This window comes from Streptomyces sp. NPDC000348, assembly GCF_042898795.1.
In the GTDB taxonomy this organism is placed as follows: Bacteria; Actinomycetota; Actinomycetes; order Streptomycetales; family Streptomycetaceae; genus Streptomyces.
Map to the genome: position 1 here is coordinate 220,928 of NZ_JBIAZD010000012.1, position 20,068 is coordinate 240,995.

The 20,068-nt window shown below is 71.0% G+C and carries 13 protein-coding genes, 1 tRNA gene and 1 rRNA gene; 2 read left to right on the forward strand and 13 right to left on the reverse strand.

Features of this window, described 5'->3' with window-relative positions; all coding sequences use genetic code 11:
* Nucleotides 1-46 precede the first annotated feature (46 nt).
* Nucleotides 47-877 (forward strand): Fpg/Nei family DNA glycosylase, encoded by an 831-nt coding sequence (locus ACFY3N_RS24115; RefSeq protein WP_390818773.1) that lies wholly within the window; start codon nucleotides 47-49, stop codon nucleotides 875-877.
* On the opposite strand, the gene ACFY3N_RS24120 is transcribed toward ACFY3N_RS24115, so the two are convergent.
* The 10 genes from ACFY3N_RS24120 to ACFY3N_RS24165 form a co-directional block, all read right to left on the reverse strand.
* Nucleotides 845-1,120, reverse strand: coding sequence for a hypothetical protein (locus ACFY3N_RS24120; protein WP_390818774.1), 276 nt, complete (start codon nucleotides 1,118-1,120; stop codon nucleotides 845-847). The genes ACFY3N_RS24115 and ACFY3N_RS24120 overlap by 33 nt on opposite strands.
* A 126-nt stretch (nucleotides 1,121-1,246) precedes the next feature.
* Nucleotides 1,247-1,717: a Dps family protein gene (locus ACFY3N_RS24125; RefSeq protein WP_390818775.1), complete on the reverse strand. Its 471-nt coding sequence runs from the start codon at nucleotides 1,715-1,717 to the stop codon at nucleotides 1,247-1,249.
* Between the two features lie 194 nt (nucleotides 1,718-1,911).
* Complete coding sequence (locus ACFY3N_RS24130; protein WP_003993396.1) at nucleotides 1,912-2,292, reverse strand: helix-turn-helix domain-containing protein; 381 nt, start codon at nucleotides 2,290-2,292, stop codon at nucleotides 1,912-1,914.
* Nucleotides 2,293-2,401: 109 nt separating this feature from the next.
* Complete coding sequence (locus ACFY3N_RS24135; protein WP_390818776.1) at nucleotides 2,402-2,947, reverse strand: CinA family protein; 546 nt, start codon at nucleotides 2,945-2,947, stop codon at nucleotides 2,402-2,404.
* A complete protein-coding gene (pgsA, locus tag ACFY3N_RS24140) occupies nucleotides 2,944-3,825 on the reverse strand; it encodes a CDP-diacylglycerol--glycerol-3-phosphate 3-phosphatidyltransferase (protein ID WP_390818777.1) in 882 nt (293 codons plus the stop codon). Before pgsA ends, ACFY3N_RS24135 begins: the two co-directional genes overlap by 4 nt.
* Complete coding sequence (gene rimO, locus ACFY3N_RS24145; protein ID WP_390818778.1) at nucleotides 3,822-5,297, reverse strand: 30S ribosomal protein S12 methylthiotransferase RimO; 1,476 nt, start codon at nucleotides 5,295-5,297, stop codon at nucleotides 3,822-3,824. The genes pgsA and rimO overlap by 4 nt, the downstream gene beginning before the upstream one ends.
* Nucleotides 5,298-5,390: 93 nt before the next feature.
* Nucleotides 5,391-6,227, reverse strand: a complete 837-nt coding sequence (locus ACFY3N_RS24150) for a helix-turn-helix domain-containing protein (RefSeq protein ID WP_390818779.1) — start codon at nucleotides 6,225-6,227, stop codon at nucleotides 5,391-5,393.
* A gap of 252 nt (nucleotides 6,228-6,479) precedes the next feature.
* Nucleotides 6,480-9,227 (reverse strand): DNA translocase FtsK, encoded by a 2,748-nt coding sequence (locus tag ACFY3N_RS24155; RefSeq protein WP_390818780.1) that lies wholly within the window; start codon nucleotides 9,225-9,227, stop codon nucleotides 6,480-6,482.
* A gap of 156 nt (nucleotides 9,228-9,383) precedes the next feature.
* Nucleotides 9,384-10,061, reverse strand: coding sequence for a two-component system response regulator (locus ACFY3N_RS24160; protein WP_390818781.1), 678 nt, complete (start codon nucleotides 10,059-10,061; stop codon nucleotides 9,384-9,386).
* A gap of 307 nt (nucleotides 10,062-10,368) precedes the next feature.
* Nucleotides 10,369-15,816 carry a HAMP domain-containing protein gene (locus ACFY3N_RS24165; RefSeq protein WP_390818782.1) on the reverse strand — a complete coding sequence of 1,816 codons (5,448 nt, stop codon included), beginning with the start codon at nucleotides 15,814-15,816 and terminating at the stop codon, nucleotides 10,369-10,371.
* A gap of 414 nt (nucleotides 15,817-16,230) precedes the next feature.
* Here ACFY3N_RS24165 and ACFY3N_RS24170 point away from each other — a divergent pair, with 414 nt between their 5' ends.
* Nucleotides 16,231-18,984, forward strand: coding sequence for a SpoIIE family protein phosphatase (locus ACFY3N_RS24170; protein ID WP_390818783.1), 2,754 nt, complete (start codon nucleotides 16,231-16,233; stop codon nucleotides 18,982-18,984).
* A 63-nt stretch (nucleotides 18,985-19,047) separates the two neighbouring features.
* On the opposite strand, the gene ACFY3N_RS24175 is transcribed toward ACFY3N_RS24170, so the two are convergent.
* From ACFY3N_RS24175 to rrf, 3 genes are all read right to left on the reverse strand, one after another.
* A tRNA-Thr gene (locus ACFY3N_RS24175) sits at nucleotides 19,048-19,120 on the reverse strand.
* Nucleotides 19,121-19,198: 78 nt separating this feature from the next.
* Nucleotides 19,199-19,876 (reverse strand): DegT/DnrJ/EryC1/StrS family aminotransferase, encoded by a 678-nt coding sequence (locus tag ACFY3N_RS24180; protein WP_390818784.1) that lies wholly within the window; start codon nucleotides 19,874-19,876, stop codon nucleotides 19,199-19,201.
* Nucleotides 19,877-19,976: 100 nt separating this feature from the next.
* Nucleotides 19,977-20,068, reverse strand: a 5S ribosomal RNA gene (gene rrf, locus ACFY3N_RS24185); the annotation flags it as partial.

A 20,068-nucleotide genomic window follows, 5' to 3' on the forward strand; every position in this document is an offset into this window, starting at 1 on the left:
CGCCCGCCCACGCCCGCCGAGTCCTCCGACATGCCACCCTTGACGCATGCCCGAAGGAGACACGGTCTGGCAGGCGGCGCGGCGCCTGCACGACGCCCTGGCCGGCAAGGTGCTGACCCGCAGCGACCTCCGGGTGCCGAGGTTCGCCACGGCCGACCTCACCGGCCGCACCGTGCTGGACGTCACCCCGCGCGGCAAGCACCTGCTGACCCGCGTCGAAGGCGGCCTGACGCTGCACTCGCACCTGAGGATGGACGGCTCCTGGCGGGTGTACGCGCCCGGGCAGCGCTGGAACGGCGGCCCCGCCCACCAGATCCGCGCCGTCCTCGGCAATGCCGACCGCACGGCCGTCGGCTACCGGCTCCCCGTCCTGGAACTGATGCGCACCACCGACGAGGACCGCGCGGTCGGCCATCTCGGCCCCGACCTCCTCGGCCCGGACTGGGACCCCGGCCTGGCGCTGGCCAACCTCCTGAAGGACCCGGCCCGCCCCCTCGGGGAGGCCCTGCTGGACCAGCGCAACCTCGCCGGCATCGGCAACGTCTTCAAGAGCGAGCTCTGTTTCCTGCTCGGTGTCACCCCCTGGCTCCCCGTGGGCGAGCTGCCCGCCGACCGGTCCGTGAAGCTGCCGGAGCTCGCCAGGAGACTGCTGGAGTCCAACCGCGAGCGCCCGGTCCGCAACACCACGGGCCGCCGCGGCCAGGACCTGTTCGTGTACGGCCGCGCCCGCCGCCCCTGCCTGCGCTGCCGCACCCCCGTCCGCCTCGCCGACCAGGGCGACGGCTCCCGTGAGCGCCCCACCTACTGGTGCCCCGTCTGCCAGCCGGGCCCGGCCCCCGCGCGGTCACCCGGCGGTCTCCCCCGAACCCCCCGCTGATCGCGCACGGCCCCGTCGGCCCGACCGCAGGACCCGCCGCCACCGCCCCGCCGCGAGCGCTCCCTCCGCCCGCGCCTTGGGCACGCAGTGCACCGGCAGCAGGCTGAGCCCCCACCCGCCGGCCGCGACCGCCCCTTCCACCACCCCGGCGTCGGGCACCAGCAGCAGTCGCGCCACCGCCCACCACCACAGCGCCCCGAACCCCAGAACGGCCCCCCGGCGCAGCGCCCGCCCCGTCGTCACGGCCCCCACCCCCGTGCCGACGCCATGAGACCGCTCGCCCCCGCGCGCAGGGCGCACCGAGGGCACACGGGCGCATGGCGGCCCTCGGGCCACTGCGCGACGGCGCGACGGCCCCCGGGGGCCACGTCATCCGTTCTCGGCCTGGAACATCCAGTGCTGCTTCTCCAGGTCCGCGGTGATCGTGATCAGGATGTCCTGGCTCACCGGGTCCGGTTCGTCGGTCGCCGTGACCCGCTCCCGCATGCGGGCGATCACCGCGCCCAGGGCCTCCACGAGCGCGCCCACCGCGGCCGTGTCGTCGACCCAGCCCTCGGGCGTCACCCCGATGCCGCTGCCGACGGCCACCGTCGCGGCACGCCCGTCGGGCGAGACCCCCAGGGCCGCGGCGCGCTCCGCCACGGTGTCGGAGTGCGTACGCGCCAGGGTCACGACCTCGTCGAGCTGGAGGTGCACGGAGCGGAAGCGCGGCCCGACCACGTTCCAGTGGATCTGTTTGGCCACCAGGGCGAGATCCACCAGGTCGACCAGGGCGCCCTGCAGCGCCTCGGACACGGTCTTCAGGTTCGCGTCGGACAACGGGCTCTTCACGACGTACATCCGCACCTCCGTGGCTGGCCCCCCGCCTCGTCCCTCCACGATGACCGCCATGCGCCGCACCGGCAAACGCACGGGGGAAGGGAAGGCCCCCACGCATGCGAAAACCCCGGCGGCACCCCTCCGGATCTCCCGGAAGGGCCCCCACCGGGGCCTCTCACACCTTCAGCACACCGCGCGTGCACGGAACACCACGCTCACGCGGCGACGACGTCCACCGCCTCGGCGGGCGCCTTGATGGTCACCCGTTCCGGTGGCACACCGGTCACCGAAACGGAACCCAGCATCGGACGAACCGGCGTGGGCACGGGCTCGCTGGGGGTCGCTGCAGCAGACTGGGCCAGTTCGGCGAGAGCGAGCTCGTCGCTCACTTCCCGCATGAGCTCGGACATCCGTACGTCCAGCGCGTCGCAGATGGCGGAGAGCAGCTCGGAGGAAGCCTCCTTCTGCCCCCGCTCCACCTCGGAGAGATAGCCGAGTGAGACTCGGGCGGACGAGGAGACTTCGCGCAGAGTACGGCCCTGGCGTTGGCGCTGCCGACGCAGCACGTCACCCAGCAGGCGACGGAGCAGAATCATCGGTGGCTCCCTCCTCGGACCGCGTAGCCGCATCCTTCTCGCCCCACCGTACCGCCTTGCGCCGCGGCCGTGCGGGGAGCGATGTCGTGTTCACTCAGGGCTGCAAACATCAAAACCCCCCGTTCCGTTCCGTATCCTGTGCCCGCTCATTCCCGGTCTGTTCGCCCGCAAGCTCCGTCAGAAGCAGTGCGAGTACGCTCCGTACACTCTCCATACGAATTTCCGCGCGGTCGCCGTTCAACCGCAGATGCCCCACTTTTCCGCCGCGGGCAGAACCCGTTCCCGTCCCCGAGGGGCCGTCCACGGCCACGAAGACCGTGCCGACGGCCTGGCCGTCCTGAGGCTCCGGACCGGCGACGCCGGTGGTGGCGATGCCCCAGTCGGCGCCGAGCGCCTTGCGGACACCGGCCGCCATCTGAGCCGCCACCTGCGGATCCACCGCTCCGCGCTGGGCCAGCAGGGTGGCGTCCACACCGAGCAGCCGCTGCTTGAGTTCGGTGGCGTACGCCGTCACCGAACCCCGGAAGACCTTGGACGCCCCGGGGACCGAGGTGATCTCCGCCGCCACCAGGCCACCGGTCAGCGACTCGGCGACGGCGAGCGTTCCGCCGTTCACGGTGAGTAGTCGCACCACTTCGGTGGCCTCGGAACTCACGCTTCCGTCTCCTCCAACGCCGCCTTGCGCTCGGCGATTCCCCGCCTGCGCAGCACAATGGCCTGTTTCACATAGTCGAGTCCGGTCGCCACGGTCAGCACGACCGCCGCAGCCATCACCCACCACCGCAGTGTGGCCAGCCACCCCGTCAGCGCCAGTACGTACATACCGACGGCGATGCCCTGGGTGAGGGTCTTGAGCTTGCCCCCTCGGCTGGCCGGGATCACGCCGTAGCGGATGACCAGGAAACGCAGCAGGGTAATGCCGAGTTCACGGCCGAGGATGACTCCGGTGACCCACCACGGCAGATCGCCCAACGAGGAGAGGCAGATCAGCGCCGCTCCCATGATCGCCTTGTCGGCGATGGGGTCGGCGATCTTCCCGAAGTCGGTGACGAGGTTGTACGTGCGCGCCAGATGGCCGTCGAACAGGTCGGTGATCATGGCAATGGCGAAGGCCGCCCAGGCGAACGACCGCCACGCCGGGTCGTAACCGCCGTCGGCGAGCATCAGCATGACGAACGCCGGCACCAGGAGCAGCCGGAGCATGGTCAGCAGGTTGGCGATGTTCCAGACGCTGGCCTGGTTGACGGCCGCCGCCGCGATCTTCGCGCCGCGCGCGGGCCTGGTGCCGTCCCCGGCGTCGACGCCGTCGCGGGGCGCGGTGGCCGGCGCCGCCTCGTCGCCGTGCCCCCGGGCGCCGCCCGGGCCACTGCCGGACGCGCCGCGCCGCGGTGCGCCGCCGGACGGTCCCGGAGCCGTGCCCCGCGCCTCCCGCGCGACCGCGCGGCCGGACGCCGGCATGCCTGCGGATGCGGCGCCCGCCGTCCTCCCCGCGCCGGAGGGGCCTCCCGCCGCCGGTGCCGGGACACCCGTCATCTGCCCGCCTCCTCACTGCACGCGGGCGAACCCTGGAACAGCGGCTCGGCCACCAGGTCGACACCCTCCGTGCCGACCACCTTCGCCTCGACCATACGGCCGACGTCCAGACCCTCGCCGCTCGTGAGCAGCACCTGCCCGTCCGTCTCGGGAGCCTGGTGCGCCGCCCGGCCGTACACGCCCTCGGCCTCGTCGACGGACTCCACCAGCACGTGCACGGTCTCGCCGACCCGCTCCTCGGCGCGCTGCGAGACCAGTTCCTCGGCCAGCCGGGAGACGCGGGCCAGCCGCTCGGCGACGACCTCCTCGTCCAGCTTGCGGTCGTACGTCGCCGCCTCGGTGCCCTCCTCGTCGGAGTAGCCGAAGACACCGATGGCGTCCAGCCGCGCGTGGTTCAGGAACCGCTCCAGTTCGGCGAGGTCGGCCTCGGACTCGCCGGGGAAGCCGACGATGAAGTTGGAACGCACACCGGCCTGGGGCGCCTTGCTCCGGATCGTGTCGAGCAGCTCCAGGAACCGGTCGGTGTCGCCGAAGCGGCGCATCGCGCGCAGCACGTCGGGCGCGGAGTGCTGGAAGGACAGGTCGAAGTAGGGGGCGACCTTCGGGGTGGAGGCCAGCACATCGATCAGGCCGGGCCGCATCTCGGCCGGCTGGAGGTAGCTGACGCGGACCCGCTCGAGGCCGTCGACCTCCGCCAGCTCGGGCAGCAGGGACTCCAGCAGGCGGATGTCGCCGAGGTCCTTGCCGTAGGAGGTGTTGTTCTCGGAGACCAGCATGACCTCCTTCACGCCCTGTTCGGCCAGCCACCGCGTCTCGTTCAGCACGTCGCTGGGGCGGCGGGAGATGAAGGAGCCGCGGAACGACGGGATGGCGCAGAAGGAGCAGCGCCGGTCGCAGCCGGAGGCGAGCTTCACCGAGGCGACCGGGGAGCCGTCCAGCCGGCGGCGCAGCGGCGCGCGGGGGCCGGACGCCGGGGCGAGGCCCTCCGGCAGGTCCACCGGGCCGTGTCCCGGTAGGGCGACGGCGGCGGCGGAGTCCTGCCGCTCGGCCGGGCTGATCGGCAGCAGCTTGCGCCGGTCGCGCGGGGTGTGGGAGGCGTGGATGCCACCGTTCAGGATGGTCTGGAGGCGGTCGGAGATGTCGGCGTAGTCGTCGAAGCCGAGCACGCCGTCGGCCTCGGGAAGGGCCTCGGCGAGTTCCTTCCCGTACCGCTCGGCCATGCAGCCCACCGCCACGACGGCCTGGGTTCTCCCGTGCCCCTTGAGGTCGTTGGCCTCCAGGAGGGCGTCGACGGAGTCCTTCTTGGCGGCCTCGACGAAGCCACAGGTGTTGACGACGGCGACGTCCGCTTCCTCGGCGTCCTCCACGAGCTGCCAGCCGTCCGCCTCCAAACGGCCTGCGAGCTCCTCCGAGTCCACCTCGTTACGGGCGCAGCCAAGGGTGACGAGTGCGACGGTACGGCGTTCAGGCATGGGCTCAAGACTACTTCGTCCCGCTGAGGCCCCACGTCGACGGGGTTGGCCGATCACGGCCAACCCCGTCGTCGAAGCGTCCCTTGCGCCGGCTCATCCCGCCTGCGGGTCGCCCTTGGTGTAGGTCAGGCGCTCGACGGCGCCCGGCTGCCAGTCGTCCTCGATCTTCTTGCCGTTCACGAACAGGTCGATCGCGCCGGCGTCACCGAGGACCAGGTTGACCTTGGTGCTGTCCTGGAAGGTCTTGGACTCGCCCTGCTTGAGCAGTCCGTCGAACAGCAGCCGGCCGTTGTGGTCCTTGGCGGAGATCCAGCTGCGTCCGTCGGGGGCGCTGACCTGGACCGTCACCTTGTCCTGCGGCGCGGCGGCGATGGCGCTGTCCGACGGTTCCGGCTCGGGTGCGGCGGGCTTCTCGGACGTGGGGGTGGGCGAGGCCGGCTCGGGGGGCTCGGTGCCCTCGGCGACGTTCGCCTTGCCGCCGTCGTCGCCCTTGACCATCGTGAAACCGACGAAGCCGATCACGACGACGATCGCGGCGACCATGGCCGCGGTCCAGTTGGGTCCGCGCCGCTCCGGGCGGATGCGTTCCGCCTCGAACAGCGGGGCGGCCGGCGTCGGGGCCGGACGGCCGCCGCCGTGCTCGGCCTCGTACTGGGCGATCAGCGGGGCCGGGTCGAGGTCCACGGCCTTGGCCAGGGTCCGGATGTGCCCGCGCGCGTAGACGTCGCCGCCGCAGGGGGCGAAGTCGTCCGCCTCGATGGCATGCACGATGGCGATACGGACCCGGGTGGCGGTACTGACGTCGTCGACGGTGAGCCCGGCGGCGATGCGCGCCTGCTGCAGCGCCCGGCCGACGGAGACGGAAGGGCGGACTTCCTCGGAAACGTCTTCGAACGGACGCTCGTCTTCAGGGGAGTTGCCGTTGGACACGGGGGCGCCTTTCGAGCGTGTAGCCGCCTGTGCTGGAGGTTCAGTCTAGGAGGGGTACGAGAGGGTGGGGCAACCGGGCGGTCGGTCTTTGTCCGCCATCGGAATGGCCCGACATCCCGATGGTGGGCCTGCAGTTTGTCGCTTCCCCCGGTGTGACGTACACCGAGGGGAAACGGTTGCCCAATGATCGCTCACGGGTGGGTCACGATCGACCACCCGGGTGCCCGGAGGCGACGACCGCCTCCCGTTCGCCTACCCTTCAGACTCCCCCCGGATCAGCGCGAGCACGCCATCCAGCTCATCAGGTTTCACAAGAACGTCACGCGCCTTCGAACCCTCGCTCGGTCCGACGATGTTCCTCGACTCCATGAGGTCCATCAGCCGGCCCGCCTTGGCGAAGCCGACGCGCAGCTTGCGCTGGAGCATGGACGTCGACCCGAACTGGGTGGAGACGACCAGCTCGGCGGCCTGGCACAGCAGGTCCAGGTCGTCGCCGATGTCCTCGTCGATCTCCTTCTTCTGCTTGCTCCCGACGGTGACGTCGTCCCGGAAGACGGGCGCCATCTGCTCCTTGCAGTGCCGGACGACGGCCGCGACCTCCTCCTCGGTCACGAACGCGCCCTGCAGACGGGTCGGTTTGTTCGCGCCCATCGGCAGGAACAGCCCGTCGCCCTTGCCGATCAGCTTCTCGGCGCCGGGCTGGTCGAGGATGACCCGCGAGTCCGCGAGCGAGGACGTGGCGAACGCCAGCCGGGACGGCACGTTCGCCTTGATCAGACCGGTGACCACGTCGACGGACGGCCGCTGCGTGGCGAGCACCAGGTGGATGCCGGCCGCCCGCGCGAGCTGCGTGATGCGCACGATGGCGTCCTCGACGTCGCGCGGGGCGACCATCATCAGATCGGCCAGCTCGTCGACGATCACCAGCAGGTACGGGTACGGCTGCAGCTCCCGCTCGCTGCCCTCGGGCGGCTTGGCCTTGCCCTCGCGCACCGCGCGGTTGAAGTCGTCGATGTGCCGGTAGCCGTAGGCCGCGAGGTCGTCGTAGCGCAGGTCCATCTCGCGCACGACCCACTGCAGCGCCTCGGCGGCCCGCTTGGGGTTGGTGATGATCGGCGTGATCAGGTGCGGGATGCCCTCGTACGCCGTCAGCTCCACGCGCTTGGGGTCGACCAGGATCATCCGGACGTCCTCCGGGGTCGCCCGCATCATGATCGAGGTGATCAGGCAGTTGATGCAGGACGACTTTCCGGAGCCGGTGGCGCCGGCGACCAGCATGTGCGGCATCTTCGCCAGCGAGTCCATGACGTAGCCGCCCTCGACGTCCTTGCCGAAGGCGACCAGCATCGGGTCGTCGTCCTCGGCGGACTCCGCGAGCCGCAGTACGTCACCGAGGTTGACCATCTCCCGGTCGGTGTTCGGGATCTCGATGCCCACCGCGGACTTGCCGGGGATCGGGCTGATGATCCGCACGTCCGGGCTGGCGACGGCGTACGCGATGTTCTTGGTCAGCGCGGTCACCCGCTCGACCTTCACGGCCGGGCCGAGTTCCACCACGTAGCGGGTGACCGTCGGGCCGCGGGTGAAGCCGGTGACGGCGGCGTCCACCTTGAACTCCGTGAAGACCTTCCGCAGCGCGTCGACGATGACGTCGTTGGCGGCGCTGCGCGCCTTGCCGGGGCCGCCGCGCTCGAGCAGGTCGAGGGAGGGCAGCGAGTAGGTGATGTCGCCGGAGAGCCGGAGCTGCTCCGCGCGGGCGGGCAGGTCACGGGGTTCGCGGGGCGGCTCCTTGGTCATGTCCAGGACGCCGGCCGGTGGCCTGTTCTGCTGCGGCCCGTCCTGGGGCCTGTCCGCCTTCGGCCTCTCCTGCTGCGGGCGGACGGCCGGGGACGGCACCGGTGCGGTCGGTTCACGGTCGCCGGTGCCGACGCCCTGGGTCAGGTCGGCGACGACCGGCGAGGGCGGCATCCCGTGCAGCACGGCGCCGTCCAGTGCGGCGGCAGCGGCGGCGGCCACGTCCACGGCGTCCAGGGGCCGGTCCACGGCGGGCCGCGGCACCGCGGGTCTGCGGGACCGGCCCCGGCGCCGGGACAACGCCTCCTGCTCCGCGCCGTCGGGGTCGTACTCCTCGGGCGCCGGCCGTCGGCCGCGGCGGCCCGCGGGCAGCGACTCGCGCCACTGCTGCTCGTAGCGCTCGTCGTCCGCGCCGAACTCCTCCGGCTCGGGTTCGCGGACGAGTCCGAGCCGCACGCCGAGCTGGCGCAGACGCTGCGGAACGGCGTTCACCGGGGTGGCGGTGACGACCAGCAGACCGAAGACGGTGAGCAGCACCAGCAGCGGCACGGCGAGGACGTCGGTCATGGTCGACGACAGCGGTGTGGCCGCGCCCCAGCCGATGAGACCGCCGGCGTCCCTTATGGCCTGCATGCCGTCGCTGCGCGCGGGCGAGCCGCAGCCGATGTGGATCTGCCCGAGCACGCCGATGACGAGCGCGGACAGTCCGATCACGATCCGTCCGTTGGCCTCCGGCTTCTCCGGGTGCCGGATGAACCGTACGGCGATGACCGTGACCAGGATCGGCACCAGCAGGTCGAGCCGGCCGAAGGCTCCGGTGACCAGGATCTCCACGAGGTCGCCGACGGGACCCTTCAGGTCCGCCCAGGTGCCGGCCGCGACGATCAGGGCGACGGCGAGCAGCAGCAGCGCCAGGCCGTCCTTGCGGTGCGCGGGGTCGAGGTTCTTGGCACCCTGCCCCACGCCGCGGAAGACGGCGCCGACGGCGTGCGCGAGGCCCAGCCACAGGGCGCGTACGAGCCGGTAGAGACCGCTGGTCGGATTCGGGGCGGCCGGTGCGGGCGCGGGCTTCTTCGCCGGGGCCCTCCTGGCGGGAGCCCTCTTCGCCGGGGCCTTCTTGGCAGCGGCCTTCCTCGCCGGGACCTTCGCGGAAGCGGGCGCCTTCTTCGCGGGCGGCTTCTTGGCAGCGGAGGGACGTGAGGCCATGGGTGTGAGGTTACCGGTGGAGACGGTTGGGGACACGCGTGGCGGACGCTTCACCCGTTCGTGTCGCTCTCGCCCAGGCGTGACATTGACGCGCAGTTGGCGCGGTCCCAGGCCGATGGCGCGTCGGGTGTCCGGCCAACGCCCCTGTCCTCGGCGTCAGTTCTGCGACGCCGCCGGCGACGCGCTGCCGGCTCCGGGCTCCAGGGCGTCCAGCGCCCGCCGCAACCCCGTGAGCTTGCGCTCCAGATGGGCGGCCGTGGCCACCGCGGCCGCGTCGGTCGACTCGTCGTTGAGCTGCTTGGTGAGCGCCTCGGCCTGCTCCTCGACGGCCGCGAGCCGCGCCGAGAGCTCGGCGAGCAGCCCCGTCGGCTCCTTGGACTCGGCCGTGTCCTTCTCGCCGCCCTCCAGCTGGAGCCGCAGCAGCGCCGCCTGCTCCCGCAGCTGGCAGTTCTTCATGTACAGCTCGACGAAGACCGAGACCTTCGCACGCAGCACCCACGGGTCGAACGGCTTGGAGATGTAGTCGACCGCGCCCGCCGCGTACCCGCGGAAGGTGTGGTGCGGGCCGTGGTTGATCGCGGTGAGGAAGATGATCGGGATGTCCCGGGTCCGCTCCCGCCGCTTGATGTGCGCGGCGGTCTCGAAACCGTCCATGCCCGGCATCTGGACGTCCAGCAGGATGACCGCGAAATCGTCCGTGAGCAGCGCTTTGAGCGCTTCCTCCCCGGACGATGCCCGCACCAGCGTCTGATCGAGCGCCGAGAGGATCGCCTCCAGCGCGAGCAGATTCTCCGGCCGGTCATCGACCAGGAGGATCTTGGCCTTCTGCACCATGGCCCGCCCTCCTCGCCCCGGCGTGGGGCCTCCCCTGTCCGCAGGACCTGGGGATGCACCTGTGGGTACCGCCCCAGGGGACGACTCCCTTGCGCCGCCCGTCCTTGTGCCGGTCATCGTAGCCGCACCCCGCCCGTCGCCACACCCTGTCACCGCGATGTCACTGTGTACGTAGCAGAAACGCGGCAGGAGACCAGAAGGTTCCCCGATTCCCGTACTTCTACACGACTTCGCGCGCACCGCGTCAGCGACAGCGCGTGAACGCCGGAGCTTTCCGCCGCCTTCGCGCCCCCTGCGTGCGCCGGTCTCACTCCCCCCGCATCCACTGCTCCATCACCGACAGCAGGTGATCGGGGTCGACCGGCTTGGTCACGTAGTCGGAGGCGCCCGACTCGATCGCCTTCTCGCGGTCGCCCTTCATCGCCTTCGCGGTGAGCGCGATGATCGGGAGCCCGGCGAACTGCGGCATCCGGCGGATCGCCGTGGTCGTGGCGTACCCGTCCATTTCGGGCATCATGATGTCCATCAGGACGACCGCCACGTCGTCGTGCTGCTCCAGCACCTCGATGCCCTCCCGGCCGTTCTCCGCGTACAGCACGGACAGGCCGTGCTGTTCCAGGACGCTGGTGAGCGCGAAGACGTTGCGGATGTCGTCGTCGACGATCAGCACCTTCTGCCCGCCGAAACGGATGCCGCGGCTCGACGGCCGGGGAGCCGGCTCCTGCTGCCCCGCGCCCGGCCACTGCTCGGGCTCCAGGGCGGGGCGCTGCTCGAGCGTGATCCTGCGGCGGCGCCGGAACAGCGCGGCCGGACCGTTCTGGGTGTCCCGGTACGACTTCACCTCCGCCGGCGTCTCGGCCGACGCCGCCAGGTCACCGGCCTCCAGCGCGGGCACGGGCTGCTGGTAGCCGTGCGGCGGCAGCTCGCTCGGGCGCAGCGGCAGGTACAGCGTGAACGTCGAGCCGCGGCCCGGTTCGCTCTGCGCGTGGATCTCGCCGCCGAGCAGCTGTGCGATCTCCCGCGAGATGGACAGCCCCAACCCCGTACCGCCGTACTTGCGGCTGGTGGTGCCGTCGGCCTGCTTGAACGCCTCGAAGATCACCCGCATCTTGCCGGCCGCGATGCCGATGCCCGTGTCGCTCACCGAGAACGCGATCAGATCCGCGTCCGGGTCGGTCAGCGAACCGGCCTCCAGCAACTGCTCCCGGATGGCCTGCGGAACGTCGTCGCGAGCGGGCCGGATGACCAGCTCGACCGATCCGGAGTCGGTGAACTTCACCGCGTTGGACAGCAGGTTGCGCAGCACCTGGAGCAGCCGCTGCTCGTCGGTGTGCAGCGTGGCCGGCAGCTCCGGCGACACCCGTACGGACAGGTCCAGGCCCTTCTCCGCGGTCAGCGGCCGGAAGGTGGCCTCCACGTAGTCCACGAGCTGGACCAGCGCGATGCGCGTCGGGGAGACGTCCATCTTGCCCGCCTCGACCTTGGACAGGTCGAGGATGTCGTTGATGAGCTGCAGCAGGTCGGACCCGGCGCCGTGGATGGTCTCGGCGAACTCGACCTGCTTCGGGGAGAGGTTCCCCTCCGCGTTGTCGGCGAGCAACTTGGCCAGGATCAGCAGCGAGTTGAGCGGCGTGCGCAGCTCGTGCGACATGTTGGCGAGGAACTCGCTCTTGTAGCGCATGGAGACCGCGAGCTGCTCGGCGCGCTCCTCCAGGACCTGCCGCGCCTCCTCGATCTCGGTGTTCTTCACCTCGATGTCGCGGTTCTGCCGGGCCAGCAGCTCGGCCTTCTCCTCCAGTTCGGCGTTGGACGCCTGAAGCGCCTTCTGCCGCTGCTCCAACTCCGCCGACCGCTCGCGCAGTTGCTCGGTCAGCTCCTGGGACTGCGAGAGCAGCCGCTCGGTCTTGGTGTTGACCGAGATGGTGTTGACACTGGTCGCGATCATCTCGGCGATCTGGTTGAGGAAGTCCTTCTGGATGTGCGTGAACGGCGTGAACGAGGCCAGCTCGATGACGCCGAGCACCTTCCCCTCGAACAGCACCGGCAGCACGATCACCTGCGCCGGCGGGGCCTCCCCGAGCCCGGAGGAGATCTTCAGATAGCCGCTGGGCGCGTCCTGCACGAGGATCGTGCGCTTCTCCACGGCGGCCGTCCCGATGAGACCCTCACCGGGCCGGAACGACGTCGGCATGGAGCCCATGGAGTAGCCGTACGAGCCGAGCATGCGCAGCTCGAACTGGTCGTCGCCCGCGGCGTTCAGGTCCTCGCCGTCGACCAGCGGCATCGCGAGGAAGAACGCGCCGTGCTGCGCGGACACCACCGGCGTCAGCTCACTCATGATCAGCGAGGCCACGTCCTCCAGGTCACGGCGCCCCTGCATCAGTGCCGAGATGCGGGCGAGATTGCCCTTGAGCCAGTCCTGCTCCTTGTTGGCGATCGTGGTGTCGCGCAGGTTGGCGATCATCTTGTTGATGTAGTCCTGGAGTTCCTGGATCTCCCCGGACGCGTCCACGTCGATCTTCAGGTTCAGGTCGCCGCGGGTCACCGCGGTCGCCACGCGCGCGATGGCGCGCACCTGCCGGGTCAGGTTCCCGGCCATCTCGTTCACGGACTCGGTCAGGTCCCGCCAGGTGCCGTCGACGTCACGCACGCGTGCCTGGCCGCCCAGGGCGCCCTCGGTGCCCACCTCGCGGGCCACCCGCGTGACCTCCTCGGCGAAGGAGGACAGCTGGTCGACCATCGTGTTGATGGTGGTCTTCAGCTCGAGGATCTCCCCGCGCGCGTCGATGTCGATCTTCTTCGTCAGGTCGCCCTTGGCGATGGCCGTCGTCACCATGGCGATGTTGCGGACCTGACCGGTCAGGTTGGACGCCATCTGGTTCACCGACTCGGTGAGGTCCTTCCACGTACCGGCCACGCCGGGCACCTGCGCCTGACCGCCCAGGATGCCGTCGGTGCCCACCTCGCGGGCCACCTTGGTGACCTGCTCGGCGAACGCGCTCAGCGTCTTCACCATGGTGTTGATGGTGTCGGCGAGCTGCGCCACCTCACCGCGCGCCTCGATGCTGACCTGCCGCGTCAGGTCGCCGTTGGCGACGGCGGCGGACACCTGGGAGATGTTCCGCACCTGAGTGGTCAGGTTCTTCGCCATCAGGTTGACGTTGTCGCTCAGGTCCTTCCAGATGCCCGTGACGCCGGGCACGTGCGCCTGACCGCCCAGGATGCCCTCGGTGCCCACCTCACGGGCCACCCGGGTCACCTGCTCGGCGAACGACGACAACTGGTCCACCATCGTGTTGACGGTGGTCACCAGCTCGAGGATCTCGCCCTTCGCGTCCACGGTGATCTTCTTCGACAGGTCGCCCTTGGCGACCGCGGTGGTGACCTCGGCGATGTTGCGGACCTGGAGGGTCAGGTTGTTCGCCATGCCGTTCACCGACTGCGTGAGGTCCTTCCAGGTGCCGGAGACCCCCTGCACCTCGGCCTGACCGCCGAGGATGCCCTCCGTGCCCACCTCACGGGCCACCCGCGTGACCTCCTGGGCGAACGACGACAGCTGGTCCACCATCGTGTTCAGCGTGTTCTTGAGCTCCAGGATCTCCCCGCGCGCGTCCACAGTGATCTTCTGCGACAGGTCACCGCGCGCCACCGCGGTCGCCACCTGGGCGATGTTGCGGACCTGCGCGGTGAGGTTGCCGGCCATGCCGTTCACGGAGTCCGTCAGGTCCCGCCACACACCGGCGACCCCGGGCACCTGCGCCTGACCTCCCAGCCGGCCCTCCGTGCCCACCTCGCGGGCCACCCGGGTCACCTGGTCGGCGAACGACGACAACTGGTCCACCATCGTGTTGATGGTGTTCTTCAGCTCGAGGATCTCCCCGCGCGCGTCGACGTCGATCTTCTGCGACAGGTCACCGCGCGCGACGGCCGTCGTGACCTGGGCGATGTTGCGCACCTGACCCGTCAGGTTGGACGCCATCGAGTTGACGGAGTCGGTGAGCTCCTTCCAGGTGCCCGACACGCCGTCCACGCGCGCCTGACCGCCCAGCCGGCCCTCCGTGCCCACGTCCCGGGCCATCCGCGTGACCTGGTCGGCGAAGCTCGACAGCTGGTCCACCATCGTGTTCACGGTGTTCTTCAGCTGGAGCATCTCGCCGGAGACGTCCACCGTGACCTTCTGCGAGAGGTCGCCGTTGGCGACCGCCGTCGTCACCTGGGCGATGTTCCGCACCTGTCCGGTGAGGTTGCGGAACGCCGTGTTGACGGAGTCCGTCAGGTCCTTCCACGTCCCCGCCGCCCCCGGCACCTGGGCCTGACCGCCCAGCTCGCCCTCGACACCGATCTCGCGCGCCACACGCGTGACCTCGGCACCGAAGGAGGACAGCTGGTCCACCATCGTGTTGACGGTGTTCTTCAGCTCCAGCATCTCGCCGGCCACGTCCACCGTGACCTTCTGCGAGAGGTCGCCGTTGGCGACCGCCGTCGTCACCGCCGCGATGTCCCGCACCTGTGTGGTCAGGTTCCGGAACACCGTGTTGACGGAGTCCGTCAGGTCCTTCCACGTCCCCGCCGCCCCCGGTACGTTCGCCTGACCGCCCAGCCGTCCCTCGGCCCCGACCTCGTTGGCGACCCGGGTGACCTCGTCCGCGAAGATCCGCAGCGTCTCGGTCATCTGGTTGATCGTCTCGGCCAGCTGCGCGACCTCGCCACGCGCCGGCACCGTCACCTTCCGCGACAGGTCGCCGTTGGCGACCGCGGTCGTCACCTCGGCGATCCCGCGCACCTGCGCGGTGAGGTTCCCGGCCATGGTGTTGACGGAGTCGGTGAGCTCCTTCCACACGCCGTCCACCCCGGGTACCTGCGCCTGGCCGCCCAGGGCTCCCTCGGTGCCCACCTCGCGCGCGACCCGCGTCACCTCGGAGGAGAACGCGGAGAGCTGGTCCACCATCGTGTTGACGGTGTTCTTCAGCTCCAGCATCTCGCCCTCGACGTGCACGGTGACCTTCCGGGACAGGTCGCCGCGTGCGACGGCCGTCGTCACCAGCGCGATGTCGCGCACCTGCGCCGTCAGCCGCTCCGCCATCGTGTTGACGGAGTCCGTCAGGTCCTTCCACGAACCGGACATGCCGCGCACCTGGGCCTGACCGCCCAGCTTGCCCTCGGTCCCCACCTCGCTGGCCACGCGCGTGACCTCGTCGGTGAACGTCGACAACTGGTCGACCAGGTTGTTCACCGTCCGCGCGACCTTCAGGAACTCGCCCCGCAGCGGATGCCCCGACCCGTCCGGCGCCTGCGTCCGCAGTTCCATACGCGGCGACAGGTCGCCCTCGGCCACCGCCGACAGCACCCGGCTCACCTCGGACACGGGCCGCACCAGGTCGTCCACCAGCGCGTTCGAGTGGGCGATCGCGGTCGCCCAGGACCCCTCGGAGGCCCCCGTCTCCAGCCGCTCCGCGAGTTTTCCCTCACGCCCGACCATGCGGCGCACCCGAGCCAGCTCACCCGTCAGGTGGAGGTTGCGGTCGGCCACCTCGTTGAAGACCGCCGCGATCTCCGCCATCACGCCGTCGCCGGACACCGTGAGCCGCTTGCGGAAGTTTCCGTCCCGCATCGCCACCAGCGCCGTCATCAACCGGTTCAGGGACGCCGTCTCCACGGTCGTGGTCCCGCCCCGCGTCCTTCCCGGCCTGCTCGGGGACTGTCCGCCTTTCGCGCGCGTCGTCTTCGTGCTCCGCGTCGCTGCGCCAGACTCCACTGTGTCCCTCCCGCAGGGGTCGACCGTTACCGCTGTGCCCGGGCACACCGCCGAGGGCGTTCCCGTTGCTCCTGTGCTCTTCCCGTACTGCTGCGATGTCCTGCCCGGCGTTCCGAGGCGTCACCAGAGGGCGGCTGCCCGCCCGGCGAGGGAGCCACACGGCCTGCCCGGACCTTCACCACAAGCCTGCCCAGTGTTTCACCCCCACCGAACCAGGCCATAACAGTTCGGCAGCTTCGCACATCGTCCGCACACCCGCCGGACAGGGAACACCTCCGGACGGAAACACAGCGGACCGGCATCCGCTCGGACCGCGAAGGTAAGTAACCTTGCATCCGGCTGTCCAGCCACGCCGGTCCGCCCGGCCTGGGCGGTGGCACGGGAACGAGCGGGCATCGGAGGGCGGCCGCACACATGACCACCGGACTGATCCCGGGGGAACAGCCCCCGGACCCGCGGCCGACTGACGGCCTGCCGCACCAGCGGCACGAGCCGGTCGGCCGGGGAGCCATGCCCGTCGAGAACCGGTCGAGGAGTTCTGTGATCACCGCGCGCGCGGCCGCCAGCTTCGAGCCCGTGGGGCGATCGGTCGCGAGCGCCCGCTCCTTCGTCCGCGACACCCTGCAGGGCTGGGGCTTCGGTGACGTCGTCGACGACGCCGTGGTCCTCACCAGCGAACTGGTGACCAACGCCGTGGTCCACGCCGGCACCTCCGCCGACCTCCTCTGCCTGCGCAGCGACGACGGCGTACGGATCGAGGTGGCCGACCGGTATCCGGAACGGGAGATCCCGCTCCAGGGCTCCGCCATCACCATGGGCAGCCCCGACCGCGAGGGCGGCCGCGGGCTCCAGCTCTGCGCGGCCCTGGCTGGCCACTGGGGCGTGGACTACACCCCCACCCACAAGACCGTCTGGTTCCGGCTCGACCTCCCCGAGCGCCCGGTCGGCACCCGCACCGCCGGCCCCTCCCTGCCGGCCCACCTCCTCCCGCTCGCCGACGCCCGGGTCCGCGTCGCCGTCGTCCAGATCGACCGGGCCGGCTCCGTCACCGCCTGGAACGAGGACGCCGAGGAACTCTTCGGCTACTCCGCCGAGCAGGTCACCGGCAAGCCGTTGACCGACTTCGCGGCCTGGCCGCACACCCCGGGCACCGGCACCGGCATCGCCGACGCGCTCCGGCTCTCCCGCTGGGAGGGCAGCTACGGCATCAGGGGCGCCCACGGCCGGGTGATCCCCGTGTACGCCTCCCACCTGCGGGTCCGGGACACCGACGGCGAGCCGTCAACGGTCTGCCTCCTGGTGCGGGACCACGAACGGGCGGTTCTGCAGACCCCGCTGCGCGGCCCCGCGTCCGACAAGTCCGGCACCTCCGAGGGCCAGAGCACCGACCCCTTCGAGGTGTTCATCGGCTCCCCGGCCCCGGACGACCTCGACGGGCTGCTCCAGCGCACGGTGGAACGCGCCCGCGACATGCTCGACGGCGACTCCGCCTTCCTGCTCCTCGCGACCGACGACGAGACGGAACTGGAGGTCCGCGCCTCCACCGGCCTGCCCTCGGCCCGCCAGCGCTTCGCCCGCGTCCCCGTCGAGGCGGGCCCCGGCCGCTACGGCTCCGCCCGGATGCCGGCCGTCCACGAGGACCTCACCGCCGTCCCCGGCGCGGTCCCCCTCCTCAACAGCACCGGCATGCGCTCGGTCGTCACCGTCCCGCTGAAGGTCGAGGGCCGCCTCACCGGCTCCCTCGGCGTCGCCGCCGAGGCACCCGGCAGGTACTCCAACGAGGAGGCGCTGCGCCTGCAGTTCGCGGCGGACCGCATCGCGCTCGCCGTCGAGTCGGCCCGCCTGGGTGAACTGGAGCGTCTGCGCCGCGGCTCGCTCAGCTTCCTCGTCGAGGCCTCCGACCTGCTGGCCGGCACCCTGGACCGGGACCAGACCCTGGCCCTGATGGCCCAGATGACCGTGCCGACCCTCGCCACCTGGTGCGCCGTCTACACGATCGCCGACCAGGCCTCAGAGCCGTACCTCTCCTACGTGCTGCACGAGGACGAGGAGCTGATCGACGGCATCAAGTCCCTGCTGTCGAAGATCCCCCCGCCGGACCCGGTCCCCACTCCCGGCGCCCGCGTCTGGTCGGCCCCGGCGGAGGTCGCCCACCGGGCGGCGCTGCGCACCTCCATGCGCAGTCTCGGCCTCAGCGGCGGCCTGACCGGCCAGGTCACCACGAGCATCGGTCCGACCCTCGCGACGGCTTCCGCGGTCGGCGGCGAGACGGTGGTGCTGCCCCTGGTCGCCCGTAACCGGGTCATCGGCATGCTGACGCTCGGCAAGCCGACCGACGAGCACTTCCGCCAGGAGATCCTGGAACTCGCCGAGGACCTCTCCCGGCGGGCCGCCCTGGCCCTGGACAACGCCCGCCTCTACTCGGAGCGCACGGCCATCAGCCAGTCCCTCCAGCGCAGCCTCCTGCCGCCGGAGCTGCCGACGATCGACGGCGTCGAGGTCGAGGTCATCTACCGCGCGGCCGGCGAGGGCAACGAGGTCGGCGGAGACTTCTACGACCTCTTCCCGATCAGCGACGGCGCGTACGGTTTCGCCATCGGCGACGTCTGCGGCACCGGCCCCAACGCGGCGGCCGTGACCGGCCTCGCCCGGCACGCGCTCCGGCTGCTGGCCCGCGAGGGTCTCAGCGGCCCGGCGGTCCTGGAGCGCCTCAACTCCGCGATCCTCGACGAGGGTGCCCGCAGCCGCTTCCTCACCCTCCTCTACGGCGAGATGCGCCCACAGGACGACGGCAGCGCGGAACTGAAGGTGGTCTGCGCCGGTCATCCCCTCCCGCTCCGTCTGCGCCAGGACGGCACGGTCGAACCGGCGGCGGAACCGCAGCCCCTCCTCGGCGTCATCGAGGACCTGGAGCTGTACGAGGAGACGGTCACCCTCGATCCCGGCGACGTCCTCCTCTGCGTCACCGACGGTGTCACCGAACGCCGCGAGGGTCCCCGCATGCTGGGCGACGACGGCCTCGCCGACGTCCTGACCACCTGCACCGGTCTGACGGCCGGCGCGGTCGCGGCCCGCATCATGCGCGCCGTGGAACGCTTCGCCTCCGAGCCCCCGTCCGACGACATGGCGATCCTCGCCATGCGCGTACCGGGCCTGCACACGGATTAGCGGGGGACCCTCCCGCAGGGCATGAGAAAGGCCCCGCCCGAATGGGCGGGGCCTTTCTGTCGGAGCCCCCAAACGGAATCGAACCGTTGACCTTCTCCTTACCATGGAGACGCTCTGCCGACTGAGCTATAGGGGCCTGTTGCCGTGTGCGGTATTTCCCGCTCGCCAACGGAATAGATCATACCCCGAACGGGCCCGTGCTCCCAACCGCCGCTCAGCCGGCCGGCTGGAGCAGCCCGCCCAGCGCGTTGCACGCCGCCGCGATCCGCTGCATGTCCCGTCTGGTCAGCGACGCGTCCACGGGAAGCGCGAGCGTCTCGTCTGCGGCCCGCTCGGTCTCGGGCAGGGACACACACCGCCGGAACTCGGGCATCCGGTGCACCGGGGTCTTCACCGGCACGCGGCACTCAACACCCCTGCCCCGTATGGCGCGGGCGAAGGCGTCCCGGTCGGGGCGGCCATTCCCCGGCACCCGCACGACGTACTGCTGATAGGTGTGCCCGGCTCCGCTCTCGGGCGTCCGCACGCCCCTCAACTTGGCGTCGAGGAACGCCGCCCGCTCCCGCCGCTGAGCCATCTCGTCGTACGGAGCCTCGGATTCCCCGTGCTCCAACACCAGCAGCCCGTGCCGACGGCCGAGCGCGTGCAACCGCCCGACGTCAGCGGGCCTTCCGAAGCGGTGTACGACAACGACAGCCGCCGTCCGCGGAGTTACGGCCGCCTCCACCGCGGCCGGCTCCAGGCAGTACGTCGCCGGATCTATGTCGGCGAACACCGGCAGCGCCCCTGCCATCGCCACGGCTTTGGCGACTTCCACGTTCCCGAAGGCCGGCACGACGACCTCGTCACCCACTCCGACACCGGCGGCCCTGAGCAGTGCAGCAGTACTCATGGAGTGGATGCTCGTTGCGCAACGTGAACGTCAAGTGACGCAGAACAAAAAAGGGTTGGACCCGGAACCGAAGTTCGGGGTCCAACCCTTTTGAAAGATTGTTCGGCGGCGTCCTACTCTCCCACAGGGTCCCCCCTGCAGTACCATCGGCGCTGTAAGGCTTAGCTTCCGGGTTCGGAATGTAACCGGGCG

Coding starts and splice junctions, on each gene's coding strand:
- ACFY3N_RS24115 (WP_390818773.1), top strand. CDS start 47: ATGCCCGAAGGAGACACGGTCTGGCAGGCGGCGCGGCGCCTGCACGAC.
- ACFY3N_RS24125 (WP_390818775.1), bottom strand. CDS start 1,717: ATGTACGTCGTGAAGAGCCCGTTGTCCGACGCGAACCTGAAGACCGTG.
- ACFY3N_RS24130 (WP_003993396.1), bottom strand. CDS start 2,292: ATGATTCTGCTCCGTCGCCTGCTGGGTGACGTGCTGCGTCGGCAGCGC.
- pgsA (WP_390818777.1), bottom strand. CDS start 3,825: ATGACGGGTGTCCCGGCACCGGCGGCGGGAGGCCCCTCCGGCGCGGGG.
- rimO (WP_390818778.1), bottom strand. CDS start 5,297: ATGCCTGAACGCCGTACCGTCGCACTCGTCACCCTTGGCTGCGCCCGT.
- ACFY3N_RS24155 (WP_390818780.1), bottom strand. CDS start 9,227: ATGGCCTCACGTCCCTCCGCTGCCAAGAAGCCGCCCGCGAAGAAGGCG.
- ACFY3N_RS24160 (WP_390818781.1), bottom strand. CDS start 10,061: ATGGTGCAGAAGGCCAAGATCCTCCTGGTCGATGACCGGCCGGAGAAT.
- ACFY3N_RS24170 (WP_390818783.1), top strand. CDS start 16,231: ATGACCACCGGACTGATCCCGGGGGAACAGCCCCCGGACCCGCGGCCG.
- ACFY3N_RS24180 (WP_390818784.1), bottom strand. CDS start 19,876: ATGAGTACTGCTGCACTGCTCAGGGCCGCCGGTGTCGGAGTGGGTGAC.